The organism is Metabacillus hrfriensis, assembly GCF_030127205.1.
Taxonomy (GTDB): domain Bacteria; phylum Bacillota; class Bacilli; order Bacillales; family Bacillaceae; genus Bacillus_P; species Bacillus_P dongyingensis.
The window spans coordinates 3,123,853-3,143,106 of the sequence record NZ_CP126116.1 but is presented as its reverse complement, the minus strand read 5'-3'; the positions used below and the strand labels follow the sequence as shown (position 1 = coordinate 3,143,106).

Genomic DNA, 19,254 nt, shown 5'->3' with positions numbered 1-19,254 from the left:
TATAATACCAGATTACGATGCTGTTTCAGGCAGCTTAATAGGAACCTTCTGTAATATTTAATTCCCAGTAATAATTTCTAAAAAGTGATAAACAAGAGGGCTGTGCCCTCTTGTTTATCTATCCTGCTACGCTAACTTAAGAAGAAATCGTAGTCCAACAGGGTAAAACTTATTGGGGATTTTTTCTTCACATAAAAAAAGGGTTTAACACTCATTATAGTAAGGTGTAATTGAGACATTCCAAACGTGCAACAACTATTCTAAGTTGTTTGCACGTTTCTTTCTAATTTCTGCATATTAAATTGCTTTAGGCACACTAGTGAGTTTTTCACGCTTAATCCATTCGTGTTTCTACTATAATATATTCGTAAGGCTCCTTCTATATTCTTTCTTGGTTGTGAAGGACGCCCCATGTGGTTACCTCTCAATTTTGCTCTTTCACTGCCTTCAGATGTTCGTTCAACTATTATATCTCTTTCAAACTGCCCAAAAGAACCTAAAACATTGAATAATAAAGATTTTAGAGGGTTTGCTGTTTCATTGACCTTAAAAGATAAATTATCTTTGAAAAAATGGATATCAACTTGTTTTTCTTGCAGTGTTTTTATAATTTTATTTAAATCAATAATCGACCTGGCCCAAACAATCTATTTTTGTCACCATCACTGTATCGCCAGGTCTTATATGTTCTAATAACTTTGTAGCTCTTCCTATTCTACTCTTGATTTCAATGGGAGATAGGATTGCTAATGAATAGAAATATTTTATGATTGTTTGTTAACTCCGTTCTTAAAATCTGAACGTGGTTTTTATATGGGAAACTATTCAAATAAAATTACCTTGACTTCAACAAAATTCGACAATATACTCGTATATGTTCTATTTTAATTATTTCATTTTTTAGTTAATAGCAAGAGTAATTTTCAGAATATTTTATTATTATTAGGTGTTATTCTTTTATTTGCAAAATGAAAATTCTATAACTAATTAATTAGGAGATAATGATAAGTTAACGGAGGAGAAAAGCATATTAATTTACTCAGGAGGACTTTCATGAATCAAATCTTTCGAAAGAAATCAATGGCTGGCTTATTGGAACAGAGCGGGAAAAAAGAGCTTTCTCGCTCATTGGGCCTTCTTGATTTAATTTTCCTTGGGGTCGGCTGTGTAATCGGCACTGGGATTTTCGTTATAACTGGAGTTGTGGCCGCAGAAAGTACAGGGCCAGCGATAATGATTTCGTTTGTTATTGCAGGAATTGCCTGCGCACTGGCGGCTTTCTGTTATGCAGAGTTTTCATCAGCTGTTCCTGTCTCGGGAAGTGTCTATACGTACACATACGCCACTATAGGCGAGTTCTTTGCATTTTTAATTGGCTGGGATTTGATGCTGGAATATGTTTTGGCGATATCGGCCGTTGCTACAGGATGGTCTGCTTATTTTCAATCACTGATTAAAGGTTTTGGATTGCAGGTTCCTGCTGCTTTGGCTTCTGCCCCAGCTATGGGACAAGGCGGACTAATTAACCTGCCGGCTTTTATCATTATCCTTGTTATTACTGCACTTGTAAGCAGAGGGGTTAAAGAAAGCATTAAATTCAATAATGTAATGGTTTTTATTAAGCTCGCGGTTATCTTACTGTTTATTTTTGCAGGAATCGGATATGTTAAACCTGAAAACTGGACTCCATTTGTTCCGTTTGGCTTTGAAGGAATCGTAACTGGAGCAGCGACAGTATTCTTTGCATACATTGGTTTTGATGTCATTGCAACAGCTTCAGAAGAAGTGAAAAATCCGAAACGGAACATGCCAATAGGTATTATTGCTTCCCTATTAATCTGTACTGTGCTATATATTGCCGTTTCTGGAATTTTGACCGGTATGGTTTCATATGAAAAATTGAATGTAGCAGATCCGGTTGCCTTTGCTTTATTTTCAGTTGGCCAAGATAAGATTGCGGGGGTTATTTCCGTAGGAGCAGTTGCTGGTATCACAACTGTTCTTCTTGCCTTAATTTATGCCCAAGTCCGATTATCGTTTGCGATCAGCCGAGACGGTTTGCTGCCGGAAACATTATCGAAGGTTCATAAAAAATATAAAACACCATTTAGCAACACATGGCTAACTGGAATTATAGCTGCAAGCATAGCAGGATTTGTTGATTTAACGACATTGGCCCACCTCGTTAATATGGGTACACTCGCTGCTTTTACCTTAGTGTCCATCGCGATTATTGTATTGCGTAAAAAATTCCCTGAAATAAAGGCATCTTTCAGAGTTCCGTTCGTACCGGTATTTCCGTTAATAAGTGCTTCGTTCTGTCTATATCTTGCACTTAGTCTGCCAAAAATCACTTGGGTATCTTTCGTTATTTGGATTGCACTAGGGGTAATTGTATATTTCACTTATGCGAAAAAACATAGCCATCTTAATTAATAACAAAATTGATATGGCTATGAAAACCTAAGAATTCTAGAGCAATCGTGAGATTGTGATTAGTTTATTGAGGTAGGTTAGCTTAAGAGTAAATGGTAAAATATAGGTTGACTTATTTAATAACACATAATAAAATTAAGAAAATTCTAAAAATATTAAAACACAGTGACTGGGAGTATTAAGGAATGTTTATTGTTTAGAGAGCTGTCGGTTGGTGAAAGACAGTCAATAAAGTCCCCAACTCGCCCACAAGTGGTAAGACTGATATGTAGGTCTTAACGGTTGACATCCGTAATCTGTTTTAAAGTGGATTTGTTGTATAAGCAAATCAACAAGAGTGGTACCACGAAGGTAAAGCCTATCGTCTCTTATGAGATGATAGGCTTTTTATTTTGAACACTCGTTAAGACAAGGAGGAATATTTTATGGGAACAGTTTATTCATCCATACTTCCAAATCACGAAGAGTTTATAAGAAAACAACGAATTTTTTTTGTTGGTTCATCCCCTCTATCAGCAGACGGACATGTTAACATTTCCCCAAAAGGTCATGATGTACTGCGGATATTCTCTTCAACAGAAGTCGCTTATTTAGATTTAACTGGCAGTGGAAATGAAACAAGTGCACATTTAAAAGATAACGGGAGAATAACATTTATGTTCTTAGCTTTTGAAGGTCCCCCGATGATTTTACGTCTTTATGGAAGAGGTAACGTGGTATTACCTGGTACACCTGAATGGGATGATATGGCTAAACATTTTGACATCCTTCCTGGTTCACGTCAAATTATTTATGCAAAGATAGAAACGGTAAAAACGTCATGTGGATTTAGTGTACCATTTTATTCATACAATGGTGAACGAGATACTCTTCAACAGTGGGCTGCCAATAAAAGCGAACAAGATTTAGAAGAATATCGTAAAAAGAAAAATTCTATAAGTATGGATGGGATAGTGACACCAATAGGAGATAGTATAGTTAACTTTGATAATTAGTTCTTGGTGAACTAACGAGTGCTTTAGTTTAAGAAAAGATTGCGTAAAACCCCATTTTTTTATGCAGCCACCAGACTTCTGAATAAGCCAGAAACGTTTATAAATCAACGGTAAAAAAGGTGTATCAACGATAAAAAACGACAAAGAGCCAAACCCTTGATAGTAAGAGTTTGGCTCTTTTGCTGCCTTCTTTTGTGTTTATGTAAACTGGATTTTTATATGATTTACACAGCCTTAAGTTTGAGGTTTAAAACCAAACAACAGATCAAACCATTGATTGTGGAGGGCTATTGATAGTTTCGTTTCATATCAGTAAGTAAATGCAATTTTTACTAATAAAACTAAAAATGTAAGGAATCCTACGTCATTTTTTTTCATTTTGACAACCCCTTTGCCTTTGATACTTTAAACATACAGGATTAAGAATTACTTGTAAGTATTTAGGGGAGGTTATCTAACGTATTTTTTGAAGAATAAAGAGAATTTTATAATATGAACCCTACTCTGCATTACAGGGAGATTGGACTTGAAAAAAAGATACTCCACAGCTCACAGCCCAATAGAGAATAAATATGCAAACTCATTTTCCACAAATGAAACCCTAGGCAGTAGGTTAAACCCGATCTAACCATTGAGCTCTCCATAATGGAGAGCTTGTTTATTTTGCTTTTATTTATGGGGGTATAACAAAACTTGGAGCTTCGTTTGTAGCATGAAGGAAGTTCATATCTAGCACAAATGACAAAGTTTGTATTTGAGAATTTTCTCTGCAAAATTAGGAATTATGTCAATAAATATAAAAACCTTTAAATATATGAATAGTTCTAAAGATTAAGAAAATTTAAAAAACTACATTGACTTGATCTTGTAGTTCCTATATATTCTAGTTAATCATAGTTGCATATTCTGACAAAGGAAGACAACCGTTAAAGATATTTTCAAAACAGCTGGTGTTTAAATTCAACAATATTCCGAGCATTTATAATTAATCAAAAGGGATATGATTAAGGCAATAACAGCAAACGACGTAATCATTATGTGTTCTTTCATTATTATATTAAAACTATAAAACTCTTCAATTAATAAATTCTAGGTCTAAGACTCTAAACAAATGAAAGCGATTACATATTTGGGTTTTAAGGAGGTGATATTTATTACATAAGCAAGCAATGATCTAGTGTCAAAACTGTTTAACGCAGGAAACATTTTAATTAAGTTATTAGTAAAAAGCTTTTACGAAATGAAAAATGAAATAAGGGGGTAAATGTATGAGGAAAGCAAAACTTGCATTTTTATTTCTTGCTTTATTGCTGGTAATAGTTCCGGTTTTACAGGGATGTAGCGATTCTAGTAGTACAAGTTCAACAGATTCTGGTGAAACAGTAAATTTAACGTTTTCTACATGGGGAAACCCAGGAGAGCTTAAAGTGATACAGAAGGCTGTTGATGGCTTTATGAAAGAAAATCCTAATATTAAAGTAAAACTAGTACCAATCCCTAGTGATGGATACATTCAAAAATTACAAACACAACTTCAAGGTAGTCAAGCCCCTGACGTTTTCTACTTGGGTGACGGTGATATTTCAAAAATCATTGAAACTGGTAAACTTGCTCCACTTAGTGAATTCATGAATAGCTCTGAAAGCTATGTAAAACCTGATGAGTTTTCTGAAGGTTTATGGGGTGGCGCGAAAAAAGATAATGAAATTTATGGTGTTACGGTTGATTGTAACCCTATGTTAATATACTACAACAAAAAACTCCTCTCAGAATTAGATATTAAATCTCCTCAAGAATATTTTGATGCTGGCGAATGGAACTTTGCTGCAATGGAAGAAGTAACAAGTCAATTACGTGAAGCTGGAAAATACGGATTTATCGTTGATAACTGGTGGGGTCCAGTATTTAGCTGGATTTGGGCTAATGGTGGAGAAATTTACAACAAAGAAACAGGTGAATTTGTTTTAGATAAAAATGAAAAAGGGATCGAAGCAATGAGTTTTCTAGATCGTATGATTGATGAGAAAAACTTTAAATATGCTGGTTCACTGCCTAAAGGTCAAGGTGCTGAAGCAATGTTTATGTCTGGCCAAGTAGGGATGGTTGGTGCAGGCAGATGGTATACTCCTTTATTCCATGAAAACAAAGCTTTAGAGTGGGATTATATTCCTTGGCCATCAAACACAGAAAACAAAACTGAGCCAGTCGGAATCCCTACCGCATATATGGCTGCAAACAATGATTCAAAGCATAAAGAAGAAGCTCTGAAATTCGTAACATACTACACATCTAAAATGGGACAAAAAACGCGTCTTGCAGGTATAGGAAATGCGATCCCATCAATCGGTGGAATTGATGAATCTGTAACTGATTCAAAAGTGCCTGAACATGTTGAATATATCTTTGATGCTCGTGAGCAAGGTTTTGCAAACTCTGTTCAGTCTACAGTTCCGGGATTAGACAAAGAGGTTATTGACCTCATTGACTTAATGTATCTCGGAAAGGATGATGCAAAAACAACAGTAAAAAAATTAGCGAAGAAAGCGAAAGAAATGATTGCTGAGCACAAAGGTGAGTAACTAGTTCAAGGAAACGAGAGAGTAACTCAAAACCAAAGGGTCAAACCACTCCAACACAATAATAGTCTCTTATATGAGTACCGTTTGGAGGTTTGACCCTTTTGAGTCACCCTCATCTATTACAGAAGAAGGTGATACCATTGAGAAGTCGTCAAAATCTATGGGGATATACATTTCTAGCTCCTCAATTAATCGGTTTAATCGCGTTCTCATTAATTCCAGTTATTTTCACACTCGTATTGAGCTTTATGAAATGGGATGGGTTTGGTGCAAAGGAATTTGTCGGTCTAGCAAACTATATCGATCAATTTACAGAACCTGACTTTTGGAAAGCATTAGTGAATACCGTCTATTACACAGTTTTGGTTATCCCATTTAGTATTGGAATCTCTTTAGCAGTTGCAATTGCTCTAAATAAAATAAGAGGGAAAAACATTTACCGTTTGTTCTATTTCATGCCAGTTGTCACAAGTTCCGTATCAATCGGTGTCATTTGGATGTGGATTTTAAACGGTGACTTCGGAATCCTAAATCAAGTTTTAGCTAACATTGGAATCGATGGTCCGATGTGGCTGACCGATACAAAATGGGTTATGCCGTCGATCGCACTCTTAAGTATTTGGTGGGGATTGGGCTATAACATGGTTATTTTCTTAGCAGGACTTCAAGGGATTTCAAAATCCTATTATGAAGCAGCAGATATTGATGGGGCATCTAGTTGGCAGAAATTTCTTCATATCACATTGCCATTGTTATCACCAACAACCTTCTTTATTACAATCATGGCGATCATTTCGTCATTCCAAGTGTTTGACCAAGCCTATGTAATGACAAGTGGGGGACCGGCAAAATCAAGCTACACATTCGTTTATCACATTTATGAAGCAGCATTCGTTGACTTTAAAATGGGTATTAGTTCTGCATCTGCTATGATTCTATTCGTCATCATTCTCATGTTTACGTTATTCCAGTTTAAGATGTCAAAAAGGTGGGTTCATTATGAAGATCAGTGATGTTCAAACAAAAACAGTACCGAATCTGAATGTGTCAGTGAGCCTTGGGAAAAAAATAAAGCCAACAAGAATTTTGCTTCACATTGTTTTAATCATTGGTGCCTTTTTGATGGTTGCTCCATTTTTGTGGACACTAAGCAGTTCCTTAAAAGATGTATCGCAAATTTTCCTTATCCCTCCAAAATGGTTTCCGGATCCAATTACTTTTCAAAACTATCCGAACTCATTAACGGCAATGCCGTTTGGTCAAGCATATTTTAATAGTTTTTATATTACAGCTGTAGTTGTTCTTCTGAATTTATTAACGTGCTCAATGGCTGCCTATGCATTTGCTAAAATCCGTTTCCAAGGTTCTAACTTATTATTTATTTTGTTTTTAGCAACAATGATGATTCCAAAACAAGTAACAATGGTGCCGCTTTATTTGATCATGGATTATCTAGGCTGGATTGATACACATTTATCGTTAATTGTCCCTGCTGGTTTGTTTAATGCATTTGGGGTGTTCTTATTGCGACAATTCATTAGAGGGATTCCAAATGAATTAAGTGAAGCAGCTGTTATTGATGGAGCAAATCCATTACGGATTTATTGGAGTGTCATCTTACCATTAATTAAACCAGCATTAGCCGCATTCGGCATCTTTGCTTTTATGGGTATTTGGAACAGTTTCTTAGAGCCATTAATCTATTTGACATCACCAGAAAAGTTTACTGTGCCTTTACTGTTAAATACATTTAAAGGTCTATACTTTACTGATTGGTCGTTATTGATGGCTGGAACGACAATCTCAGTTATCCCAGTCATTATTGTGTATATTTTTGCACAAAAACAAATTATTGAAGGTGTTGCTTTAACAGGTTCGAAGAGCTAATAAATAAATATGTGGAAAGGGGTGGTTCATGTGAATAAATTAATGCAGGTTTTTGATTGGATCTATCGTTTACTCTACCTAAATACATTGTGGGTACTGTTTACATTAGCTGGACTACTTGTTTTTGGGTTGTTCCCTTCTACTGTTTCAATGTTTCATATTGCAAAAGAATGGCTAAGCGGAAACAAAGATTTTCCTGTATTCAAGACCTTTTTCACTAAATTCAAAGAAGAATTTATCAGGTCACAACTTTTAGGAGTTATCCTAGTAGCAGCAGCTATCTTACTCTATTTTGATATTCAATTCTTTTTTCAAAAAGATGGAATGCTCTTTTACATGCTTAGATACCTCGTGTTAACAGCAGGATTTGTGTTTGTGATTATGCTGCAGTTTATTTTTCCACTTTTTGTCCAAGAGAAAATGCCACTTAGAAAATTTTTGAAAAATGTCTTATTTATTAGTATCACACGGATTCTTCATAGTGTGATCATGATTTTAGGGTGCTTAACGATTTTTGTTGTATTTGCTAAGTTTGCCGGTTTGTTTATCTTTTTCTTTGGAAGTACCATTGCGGTTTGGCTAACATGGAATGCAAAAATTGCATTCCACAAGATCCGGCAAAAGCGAGCTGCATATCAATGATCAATGCAAGAAAATAGTCGAAATACATAAAACTGAAAGGATGATGAGCGTTGTCTAAAATTACATTTATTGGTGCAGGCAGTACCGTTTTTGCAAAGAATGTTCTTGGAGATTGTATGTTTGTACCAGCGTTAGCAGGTTTTGAATTTGCCCTTTTCGATATTGATGAACAGCGTTTAAAAGACTCTGAAAACATGCTTAATAACATAAAGAAAAACTATAAGATAAATATCACAATTAAATCTTATTTAGATCGAAAAGAGGCATTAAGAGGAGCCAAATATGTGATCAATGCCATTCAAGTTGGCGGCTACAAACCAAGTACAGTTATAGATTTTGAGATTCCCAAAAAGTATGGCCTGCAGCAAACGATCGCAGATACAATTGGAATTGGTGGGATTTTCCGATCATTACGTACAATTCCTGTAATGCTTGATTTTGCCAGGGATATTGAAGAGGTTTGTCCCGATGCTCTGTTGTTAAATTACACGAATCCAATGGCATCATTAACTGGAGCAATGCTTCGTTATACAAATGTAAAAACGGTTGGGCTATGCCACAGTGTTCAGGTTTGCACAAGTCATCTTTTCAAATCATTAGGAATGGATCCAGAAGGAATTGAAGAAAAAATTGCCGGCATTAACCATATGGCATGGCTGCTTGAGGTAAAGCGTGACGGCGAGGATTTGTATCCTGAGATCAAACGCCGTGCAAAGGAAAAACAACAAAAAAAGCATGATGATATGGTTCGCTTTGAATTAATGGATAAGTTTGGATATTATGTAACAGAATCATCAGAGCATAATGCTGAATATCACCCTTATTTTATCAAAAGTAAGTACCCAGAGCTCATTGATCGATTCAACATCCCGTTGGATGAATATCCACGTCGTTGTGTTGATCAAATTGAGCGATGGGAATCGATGAGAGAAGATATCGTGAATAATAGTCAGCTTACGCATACTCGTTCACATGAATATGGCTCAAGAATTATTGAAGCGATGGAAACGAATGCGCCTTTTAAATTTGGTGGAAATGTGTTGAACACCGGCCGTTTGATCAGCAATCTTCCTGAGAAAGCCTGTGTAGAAGTTCCATGTGTTGTCGATCGAAGTGGGATTATGCCAGTATACATTGGTGATTTGCCAGAGCAACTAGCTGCACTAAACAGAACAAATATCAACACTCAATTACTAACCATTGAAGCTGCTATTTCAGGAAAAAGAGAATCTGTATACCAAGCAGCAATGCTGGATCCACATACTGCTGCAGAGTTATCAATGGATGATATCATTGCAATGTGTGATGAATTAATCGAAGCACATGGAGATTGGTTGCCACAGTTTACGGATAATGGATCTGTGTTGTATGTGAAATAGAAATGAAAAACGACTAGTCCATCTTGAATTTTTAGATGGAGGTAGTCGTTTTTTTGCAATTTCATTTTGAAATCGTTTTCTAGGAAAGCAAAAACTTCTCCCTGGTAAATAGGCATCGACAACATTATCCATCCAAATATAGTGTCTATTTTGCAAAAGATTATTGGTCCGAATGTTCAATTACATCACTCCAAAATGCTGGTTAAACCCCCTAAAATAAATGAGAAGCCCCCTTCATTATTGAAGGGAGCTGTTATACATTAATTATTGGAACCGGCCGCATTTACTTTATCCCAAAAATAATCGAGCTCTTTTTTTGCTACTTCTCGAACAAATTCAATATTTTCACCGATTAGATCTGGGGCCCATTTCCGTCCGAAGTTAGCGTGTACGACCTCGTCAGCCCAATCGTAATCTTGAAACTGTGTCATCAATGGATGTTTGGCCTCATCACGACAAAATTCATATTCCGCACGTTTTCCTGTACGTGCCATTGCTCCTTCTTCAATACCGATCGATAACCATGTATATTGTGCTCCGGGTAGTTTGTGTGCATTTATGTCATAATCTGAAGTGTACTGTGGCTGGCTCATCCATTCAATACCCTCTGCTTCAAGGGCCGCTTGACCAAACAAAGCATGTCTTACCTCGTCCCAAAGATGTCTTGCTAAGTCATAGTAAAATTCCCAAGGCATATTTTTTTGAGAAAACATTACCCCTGCAATGAGTTCAGCAGCTGTCATTTCTTCTTGTCGGACACGCATTTTATCTAATAGCTCCGCTTGTATTTGATTTTCTGGAGGATTAGGGACGCCAGTTCGAGACCAAGTAGTCGGTCCCATGTTTCTCGGGTCACGGACTGATTTAAATGGTAATTCGTAAGCTTTTTGTGAACGCCAACGATGAGGTAAACTGGATGATTTCTTCTGAAAACCATCAATGCCTCCTGCAGCAATGAGAAAAGACTGCAGCTTCTCTTTGAATTCATCAGATCCTTCGGGATAAATATTAGCTTGTTGGATAACCGTGATCATTCCTTGTCCCCACTCAACTTGCTCTTCTAAATCAAGTAAGATCGAACGCAGTATTCGAATGGTAGGCTGGTCGACAATTTGCTGTGTCTCGGCAATATGTTTTTTATATGTTTGAATAAGGGCTGGCTTAATTACATCGTATATGCCAATGGCTAATTCCAAGTCGTTGTTTGCTTGAATTAATTCATCCATTAATAGTGATAAAGATGGATCTGGATCGCGATTAACAAATTGAGAAGATGTTCTAAGATGACTTAGGCGTTTTCTTAGTTTATCAGTTGCTTCAGCATCTTCATAGAGGTGTTTGCCAAGAGCAACCTTGAGATCCCAGTCTTCACGTGCAGGTAATTGACCTGCAGCAATGGTGATCAGACTTTCATGGATGTAACGATAGCGTTGTATCACTTTGGCATTTTTCTCTACACTGTATTCACCGACAGAATAGGGATTTTGAATACCTGCATATTTTAACATTCCTTCACCCTCCATTGTGCGCTAAGTTTGGCATAATTATAGTTTAATAGGCCTATATCAATTATTGATTAGATAAAGTTTCAACTCAATATAGTTAAACGTATGTTTACTGGATTTATTTGATCTTGCGCATAGATCATGAAAATAATATATATTTGTTGAAAGGGTATGGAGAACTGTATTCTTCAGCAGGTGCTAAATGATGCAGCCGGGAATCAGCATATTTGTTGCGGTATTCAGTAGCAGTTATTCCTTTTACTTTAATAAAAGTGCGTGAAAAATAATGCTCGTCTTTAAAACCGACTGCAAATGCAATTTGTTTAATACTCCATTGCTCATGCAAAAGATGCTGACATGCACGTTCAACACGCCGATACATTATTGCCTTTTGAGGTGGAAGACCAATGTGATCAGTAAAAATGCGCGTAAAATGCTCATGTGTCCAACCAGTAATATTTGCAACTTCTGCAACATTAAGATTACGGGTAAGGTTTTTATCAATATAGTCTAGTGCTCTTATTATTTGAATAGGTTTAATTTTACTATTTGGTTCAGTCTTCTTTAATTCGGTAGTTCCGTTTAGTTCTGCCAGTGCTGCTAATAACAAATAATTACACCTTTCATACCACTGATAAGGTCTTGTATCTGCTAAATACAAAATATGTTTCAACATGCGGGGAACGAAGGATGTTTCCTCGGCAGCAATATATGAGGACCCATTTAAAATTAAGTCTTTTAATGGTGAATCTGATTTTGCAACATCACATTTGAAGTGAATAAAGAGATGTCTTGTCGGTTGTATTTGGTCAAAAATATACATGTGTTCTTCTGAAGGTCGTGTGATAATAAAACATGATTCATTTAATAAATAAGTACGATCGAACACTTCGTATTTAGTTTTTGAACCATTTGGGAAATAAACTAATTCATATTCAGTTAGGCTTCTAGGACCTAAAGTCCAGCCAGATTTAATAATAAAGTCTCCAGCCATTTCAATTTGTGGTATATCCATTTGAAATAAACCACTTTGTTTATCTTGAGTATGTATCATGCTAATACCTCTTTCTACAGGGCCTCCTAGCCCTTTTTTTTATAGGTACTAAAGGTGATTTTTCAGTCCCTATGTTTTGTAAGAATGTTGTTGCTTTAATTTTTTATAATTTCTTGGCGCAACACCAAATCGTTTGCGGAATTGAATAGCGAAATGATTATAGTTTTGGAATCCAACTTCTACTGCAACTTCAGATGCTTTCTGGTCAGTATGCTCTAGTAAAAGCGCAGCTTGATTTAATTTCATTTGTTTTAATGTTTCCAAAATAGAGCTCCCTACGTTTTCCTTGAATAAATGGGAAAGTCTAGAGGGTGATAGCCCAACTTTTCTTGCTAACTCTTCAATTTTAATAGACTCACTCATTTGTATAGATAGTATATGAAGAACTTCTTCTATACGCGGTTCCATTGAATGTTTTTGCTTTTGAGCTATAAGTAAAAGAATTTCCTTTAACGAATTTTGACATAACTCATACCAATATTTATTTCTCTCTCGGTAATCTTGAATAAGCTTCTCAAAGGCATGGCTCAACCTATTTCTTCCATAGCCGTTTTCCATCGTAAGTCTAACTAGCTTCTCATCAGAAAGATAGTTTGTTTCAAAGAGCTCTGGAGAAAAATGAGCCCATAGGAAATTCCAATCTTTTCCTTTACTAGTTCCATATTGATGAGGTACCATTGGCTTTAATAAGGTGACGTCACCTTGACTGCATGTAATGTTTTCATCATCGACTTTGAAATAGCCCTCTCCTCCAAGAGTAAAAGTTATTAACCAATCACTCATGCCTTTAGGCCGTTTTGTTTTATACGTTTCCTTTACAAGAAAGTGCCCAGCGATTAAGACACCTGGCTCTGGATATACCTCATAATCTGATGGGAAATCTACATCCGGCATATTCCTTCCTCCTCATTTGACTAATACTATCCTTAAATGCATGTAATATATCGCAAATGTGATTAATTTTAGCAGTATTATTATAGTTTTTAGCTGTTTTGTTACTTTTACATTGATTAGAAGATTAATACAATATTCTTATAGAGTTGATTGCAGAATATTTTGATAAAAGGGGGATGGGTAATATGGTAACTGGATTAAAAACAATTTCTCAGGAGCAAAAAGATCAGTTTGAAAAAGAAGGTTATTTAATCATTAAAGAAGTATTTACTAAACAAGAGATAACAGAAATCGATCAAACCTTTATGGAAATGAGTAAAGAAGCGATTCCTGGTTGTTTTGAGCCTATAATGGATCATTCCTCAGAAGATGAAGATCCACTTAAGCGATATCCAAGAATGATGCATCCTCATCGTGTAAATGATTTGGCTATGAAATACATGCTTCATCCAAAAATTATGCTCATCTTGTCTGATTTATTTGATGAAAATGCATTGGCAGCTCAAAGCATGTTTTACTTTAAGCCGCCTCTTGCACGGGGGCAAGCTTTGCATCAAGACAATTTTTATTTAAAAGTAGAGCCTGGAACGTGTATTGCTGCATGGACGGCTGTAGACCGAGCTGATCAAGAAAATGGTACTTTACTGGTTGTTCCAAAAACGAATAATGATGAAATTTATTGCCCAGAATTAGCTGACTCTAAAGAATCGTTTACTAATCATTATGTAAAAGTGCCAATAGGTTTGAAAGCGGTACCAGCTATTATGGATCAAGGAGATGTCTTATTTTTTAATGGGAATTTAATTCATGGCTCTTATCGGAATAAAACGAAGGACCGGTTTCGTAAAGCTTTTATTTGTCATTATGCAGGAGAATCAACTACAAAAATAGGCAACTTTTACAGCCCGCTGTTCAGAGAAGATGGAAGCAAGGTTGAACCAGAAACAAATCAAGATTCTGGTCCATGTGGAAATGAGTTTGAAGCAGGTTACCCACATTAAACATTAGTATTTTGTGGTAACTCATCGAGGCCGGATACCCTGGACTTAATTCGGACAGTACAATATGTGAATGAAATTCCTGATTTGCGATTAACAATCGATTTATCCCATTATGTGTTAGCTAGGGGTGTTAATCAGATAAAGCAGAAGAGTGTTTTGATGTACTACTATTGAAAAGGACATCATCTATTCATGCCCGTGTTTCTTATGGACAGCAGATTCAAATTGACATTGGCCCAGGGGAATCATCCAATGAAGAAAGAGTTGTTGTTGGTGGGAAAAGGTATTGTCATACTGATTGAACGAAGCTAAATCAGGTGATGTTCTACCTCTTGTTTATGAACCTGTTCCTCTAGACTATTCTATTACCCATTATTCAAATCCTTCCCCGACAGAGATTTCAAATCGTTGGGAGCAGGCAATTGTTTTTAAAAGATACTAGAAGAAGCGCGGGATAGAGTGACTCATAATAACTCAATCGCTTCTAGTAGATTTTTGTTATGACTATGAAAAGAAAGTTTAATTGATCCACTTTTTTTTTAAAGGTCTTCACGGATGCTCCTATCCAGAGGAGGAACTGTTTACTTTGTAGAGCTTGAGGCTGATCTGGATGAAAGACTTGATCGGAATTAAAGTTCTCATAGACTCGAACATAAGCCTGCAAAAAGAAACATTAAATGGTCTGAAAAAGATATAAAGGAGACAATGGAAAAATACAGATTGAATTCCTTAGAGAGTGAAATAAAGAAAGAAGAATATATAAAAATAAACAATATTAACTTGAGAGCAGAAGAAGTAGCGAAAATCATTAAAGAAAAATTTTATTTATAGAATAATCTCTTAAATAATAAATAAGTTTTACGAAAGTAATTCTAATATCGGTCGCGCTTCTAAAGTAAGGAGGCGCTTTTGGAATTGTGCCAGATTGTTAAAGTCATAAGGGCTTTTTTCGATCTTAAATTAAAGTGCATTGTTAGGTAAAAAAGGTGAAAATCAAGATTTGTTGAACTAAGATGTGGAAGGGCAGGTTAATTGAAGAAGAGATAGGAATAGTCCCTTTATTAGGGCACCATTTTCTTGGTCATTAGAAATTTTTATGTGATGCGTATCATTCGGCTTACAATCTGCAAATATTAAAATGCAGCATAATCAAGGCATTGTTTCAATTTCCTGAACAATTTACTAGGAAGTCTTTATCAACTCCCCGCTTTGTTATAAAACTCTATGTAAGATTAACTTTGCATAATTTGTAAAGTATGTAATTGATTGGGGTTTACAATCAATTGCCCAGCGGAGTTTATCAAAGGCCCTTAGTAATAATAAAGTATTTAATACATATTCCATAGACTTAAAGTCATGTTGACTAATTCCGTACCCATCTAGAAATGCCTCAAATTCATTTGTATTAGTATTTAAGATATTCACCTGCATTAATTGAATAACATCCCAATGAGGAGCAATATTTACTTCTGAACTACCCCAATCTAATAAATAAACCTCGTTATTTTTATTCACTACTGTATTTTTTAAGGAAAGATCCCCATGATTTAAGCCAAAGTTAAAATCATAATCAATCAGTCCTTGAAATCGACGCTTAACCTGTTTTGATGTTTCATAATCTAATACACCCAACCATATTAGATCATCATCTTTTGTTAAACTAGTAATGTTGTAGTTTACAAAACTGGTCCATGTCCCATCAAAGTTGTCATGTGTCGGTGCTTGAAAGATTTTCTTTTCAGCATCAAACAGTACTTCTCCAAAACCTTTTACCTCAATTGTATGAATTGATTTCGCGTACATACCTAACTTTCTCCAAATATACGTTTTATCTAACGTGGCATCTACTCCATTCACGCCTTCAATATGTGTTTGGATCATGTAGGCTATATTACCGATTTTTCCAATTGTTAGTACCTCTGGGCTTGGAATTCCCTTATAAATAGCTTTTAGGATACACCAGCGTTCTTTTTCATATTCTCGAAATGAACTCGGATCATCGTTCATTCTAATTACCACTTTATGATTTGCAGTCCTTACAACATAAATTTTATTTACTATTCCCTTTCCGACAATTGAATTCACAGATATTGCATCCTCTTGTAAGTAATTAAAAACTGCCTGTTTTGCTATGTCAGAGTTCATAAATTAATCATCCTTTATTAATTTTTATCTAAAAGAAAAATAGCTGTTTTATTTATAACTCCTCTGTTAAACTTGCTTTTCTATAAAATCCTAATGGACGGTGTTTTTTACTCCAATCTAGTTGTTCCGCTAACAGGAAAAGTCAAAAAACATTTGATTCAAATATTACGTTTCTTATTTTTGAAAATGAATCTTCGATTTCGGAATTATCATGTTTAATTGCGTACCGTAATCCATCTAATTCACGAAGTCCTTGATGTCTTTTTACTCTATGTTCAATAGTCGTATCTTCTGGAAATGAGTGTTTATATTCACTTAATATCTGATTATAAAATTCCTCTCCCATATAACCTTGCGTTGCCAAATCTTTTGCAGGGTCACCTATAGTCATATTACTAAAGTCGATTATTCCCGTTATACCTGAACATAAATCATCAACCAAAATGTTTTCATACCATAAATCTCCGTGGCACAAAACAAAGTGATGGGAAAAAAACGTACTATCTTCCAATGCTTCTTCCCACCATTTAGCCATTTTGTGCTGCTCTTTTACGGTTAAAACCTGGTTTAATATTTCTTGTGTATCTTCACGTAATATCTTTATATGGCTTTTGTTGTTTGATTCTTGCTGGAAATTGCAATCTAACATTCCGATTGGTATTTTATGTAACTTTATAATAAATTCCGCAAGTTGTTTGGCAATTATATTTCGTTTTTTAGAGATGAGTAAATCCGGATTAAGAGGGGTTCCCTTCAATTTTTTATATCCCATGATTCCCGAAGGATGGATCGACGGATTAACCATATAGATAATAGGCAACGGTATTTCAATATCTAGGAAAGGACGGATCTGAGGTAGCATATGAAACTCTTTTGTGTATTGACGAGCTGTTTCCATGTTTTTAGCAATCCTAAAGAGAGTTCCGTCTTTCTGTTCAATAACGAGACTCCCAATTCCCTCACCTAAAATTTCAATATCATTCTTATCTATGTTCAATATTAATAATGCTGCATCGAGCAAACCCCTCATGCGTTCTCACCTCTTTTTGTAATATTTTACTACCACTATAAAGCTATTAACATGGTAGTCTTTTGCAACACTGAGATTCTCCTTGTGTTCAGAAGCGGTAGAAGTCCTACACATAAACATATCTCCTCAGATTTTTAAAAATTACTCCTTCTTCTGCATTCAATTGGACTTTTATTTTCCAGGATTTTTTAACAATTATAATGAAGTATTCAATAAATTCAAATAAGTATTTATATTAAGATAGAACAGTTGTCAAAGCATGTTTTGCTTGTTATACTTGGTATATCAATTAAAATATTGCGAGGAGTTTAAGATGAGCAAATTATATAAGAAAATTTACCTTGATATTTTAGAAGAAATAAAAAATGGAACATTGAAAACTGGAGATAGAATTCTTTCGGAAAATGAGCTTGCCGAAAAGTTCAATGTAAGCCGTATCACAACAAAAAAAGCGTTAGATATGTTAGCTCAAAGAAATATAATAGAACGTTTTCAGGGAAAAGGATCTTATGTTTCGGATATTAACACGACTACAATTAATTCAACGGTAGAGGAAGAGAATAATACTTTTTTAACTGATTCAAATTCCAAACAGGAATTAGTTGGATATATCTTTCCGGGGATTGGTAATGATTACGGCATAAAGCTTCTCGATTCGATAGAGAAAGAATGTTCTAAACATAATCTGGCTGTAGTCATTAAACAAACATTAGGTAAACCTGAATTAGAAGAAAAAGCAATAAATTCATTAGTAAACCTTGGAGTTAGGGGGTTAATCTTATGGCCTTCTCCAGGAAAGCATTATAGTAATGCATTACTAAGGTTAATTATAGAGAATTACCCACTTGTTTTAGTAGATAGGTACTTAACAGGAATTCCTTCTAGTTCAGTTTGTATTAATAATAAAATGGCAGCAATTGAGTTAACAAACTATATGTTAGAACTTGGACATGAGCATATCGCTTATCTTTCACCTCCAACTGGGGGAACTTCTTCTCTTGAAGATAGACTAATGGGATTTCATGTCGCAATGGCGGAAAAAGGTGTAAGAATTATACCTGATACGATCTTACAGAATATGAGGAGTTCACTGCAAGAATGTTCAAGTATTAATCTTAGAGAGCTAACAATTGATGAAAATGATAGAAACGAAATAAAAAATATAATTGAGAATAACCCTGAAATCACAGCTTTCATAACAAGTGAGTATTTGGTTGCTGTTACTCTCTATGAAGTCTTAGCCTCATTAGGTAAAAAGGTACCAGAAGATTATTCTATTGCATGCTTTGATTCGCCCGCAGATATGATAATCGAACCGCTTTTCACTCATATATTGCAAGACGAAAAAAAAATGGGTTGTAATGCAGTGGATATATTAATTAAACACTTACAAGAAAACGATACGCCTCCAATTCACTCCGAGGTTGGATTTAAGGTAATAAAAGGTAGATCTACACAATCTAGATCAATGAAAGCAGTTCAAGTATAGAATCTATGTTCATTTATTAAATATAGCTTTTTATTTTTTTCTTTGCTCTTAAAAATGGGAAATCAACTAAAATCAAAAGAACGGGGTGGAGGTAAGTTATTTGTCATAATTATTTTAATTAAAAATACTCTTATTTTTAGACAGGAGCTTTGGTATAGTTAGTTTGAATTTTCAGAATGTTATTAAAAAAGCGTTGACATGTGTATTTTTAAATTGAT

General features: G+C 35.2%; 15 protein-coding genes, 1 pseudogene and 1 other annotated feature. Of the genes and pseudogenes, 10 read left to right on the top strand and 6 right to left on the bottom strand.

Features of this window, described 5'->3' with window-relative positions:
- Positions 1 to 260: 260 nt before the first annotated feature.
- On the bottom strand, positions 261 to 626 hold the full coding sequence (locus QLQ22_RS25175; protein WP_223443483.1) for a recombinase family protein: 366 nt from the start codon (positions 624 to 626) through the stop codon (positions 261 to 263).
- A 427-nt stretch (positions 627 to 1,053) separates the two neighbouring features.
- Here QLQ22_RS25175 and bcaP point away from each other — a divergent pair, with 427 nt between their 5' ends.
- The 7 genes from bcaP (at position 1,054) to melA (ending at position 9,918) form a co-directional block, all read left to right on the top strand.
- Positions 1,054 to 2,436, top strand: coding sequence for a branched-chain amino acid transporter BcaP (bcaP, locus tag QLQ22_RS15430; RefSeq protein WP_252207104.1), 1,383 nt, complete (start codon positions 1,054 to 1,056; stop codon positions 2,434 to 2,436).
- Between the two features lie 156 nt (positions 2,437 to 2,592).
- Positions 2,593 to 2,808, top strand: a binding site (T-box leader).
- A gap of 53 nt (positions 2,809 to 2,861) precedes the next feature.
- On the top strand, positions 2,862 to 3,431 hold the full coding sequence (locus QLQ22_RS15425) for a pyridoxamine 5'-phosphate oxidase family protein (protein ID WP_284015143.1): 570 nt from the start codon (positions 2,862 to 2,864) through the stop codon (positions 3,429 to 3,431).
- A gap of 1,268 nt (positions 3,432 to 4,699) precedes the next feature.
- Positions 4,700 to 6,010, top strand: coding sequence for an ABC transporter substrate-binding protein (locus QLQ22_RS15420; protein WP_284015142.1), 1,311 nt, complete (start codon positions 4,700 to 4,702; stop codon positions 6,008 to 6,010).
- Between the two features lie 140 nt (positions 6,011 to 6,150).
- Positions 6,151 to 7,023 (top strand): carbohydrate ABC transporter permease, encoded by an 873-nt coding sequence (locus QLQ22_RS15415; protein WP_284015141.1) that lies wholly within the window; start codon positions 6,151 to 6,153, stop codon positions 7,021 to 7,023.
- Positions 7,010 to 7,897, top strand: coding sequence for a carbohydrate ABC transporter permease (locus QLQ22_RS15410; RefSeq protein WP_223435861.1), 888 nt, complete (start codon positions 7,010 to 7,012; stop codon positions 7,895 to 7,897). The genes QLQ22_RS15415 and QLQ22_RS15410 overlap by 14 nt, the downstream gene beginning before the upstream one ends.
- 30 nt (positions 7,898 to 7,927) lie before the next feature.
- Positions 7,928 to 8,539 carry a YesL family protein gene (locus tag QLQ22_RS15405; protein WP_284015140.1) on the top strand — a complete coding sequence of 204 codons (612 nt, stop codon included), beginning with the start codon at positions 7,928 to 7,930 and terminating at the stop codon, positions 8,537 to 8,539.
- Positions 8,540 to 8,589: 50 nt separating this feature from the next.
- On the top strand, positions 8,590 to 9,918 hold the full coding sequence (gene melA / locus QLQ22_RS15400) for an alpha-glucosidase/alpha-galactosidase (RefSeq protein ID WP_284015139.1): 1,329 nt from the start codon (positions 8,590 to 8,592) through the stop codon (positions 9,916 to 9,918).
- Positions 9,919 to 10,178: 260 nt separating this feature from the next.
- Here the strand turns inward: melA and QLQ22_RS15390 are convergent, their stop codons facing one another.
- The 3 genes from QLQ22_RS15390 to QLQ22_RS15380 form a co-directional block, all read right to left on the bottom strand.
- Positions 10,179 to 11,426, bottom strand: a complete 1,248-nt coding sequence (locus QLQ22_RS15390; protein WP_284015138.1) for a hypothetical protein — start codon at positions 11,424 to 11,426, stop codon at positions 10,179 to 10,181.
- Positions 11,427 to 11,562: 136 nt separating this feature from the next.
- On the bottom strand, positions 11,563 to 12,477 hold the full coding sequence (locus QLQ22_RS15385) for an AraC family transcriptional regulator (protein WP_223435857.1): 915 nt from the start codon (positions 12,475 to 12,477) through the stop codon (positions 11,563 to 11,565).
- A gap of 69 nt (positions 12,478 to 12,546) precedes the next feature.
- A complete protein-coding gene (locus QLQ22_RS15380; RefSeq protein ID WP_284015137.1) occupies positions 12,547 to 13,371 on the bottom strand; it encodes a helix-turn-helix domain-containing protein in 825 nt (274 codons plus the stop codon).
- 185 nt (positions 13,372 to 13,556) lie between these two features.
- Between QLQ22_RS15380 and QLQ22_RS15375 the strand changes: the two genes are divergently transcribed.
- The gene (locus QLQ22_RS15375; protein WP_223435854.1) at positions 13,557 to 14,372 is read left to right on the top strand and encodes a phytanoyl-CoA dioxygenase family protein; all 816 of its coding nucleotides are present in this window, start codon (positions 13,557 to 13,559) and stop codon (positions 14,370 to 14,372) included.
- A 564-nt stretch (positions 14,373 to 14,936) separates the two neighbouring features.
- Positions 14,937 to 15,203, top strand: a pseudogene (locus QLQ22_RS15370) (shikimate kinase); the annotation flags it as partial.
- Positions 15,204 to 15,584: 381 nt separating this feature from the next.
- Here QLQ22_RS15370 and QLQ22_RS15365 read toward each other — a convergent pair.
- Together QLQ22_RS15365 and QLQ22_RS15360 are read right to left on the bottom strand one after the other, a co-directional pair.
- Positions 15,585 to 16,517: a phosphotransferase gene (locus tag QLQ22_RS15365; RefSeq protein WP_284015135.1), complete on the bottom strand. Its 933-nt coding sequence runs from the start codon at positions 16,515 to 16,517 to the stop codon at positions 15,585 to 15,587.
- Positions 16,518 to 16,659: 142 nt separating this feature from the next.
- A complete protein-coding gene (locus QLQ22_RS15360) occupies positions 16,660 to 17,547 on the bottom strand; it encodes a phosphotransferase (protein WP_284015134.1) in 888 nt (295 codons plus the stop codon).
- A 313-nt stretch (positions 17,548 to 17,860) separates the two neighbouring features.
- Here QLQ22_RS15360 and QLQ22_RS15355 point away from each other — a divergent pair, with 313 nt between their 5' ends.
- The gene (locus QLQ22_RS15355) at positions 17,861 to 19,036 is read left to right on the top strand and encodes a GntR family transcriptional regulator (RefSeq protein WP_284015133.1); all 1,176 of its coding nucleotides are present in this window, start codon (positions 17,861 to 17,863) and stop codon (positions 19,034 to 19,036) included.
- The last annotated feature ends 218 nt before the right edge of the window (positions 19,037 to 19,254 follow it).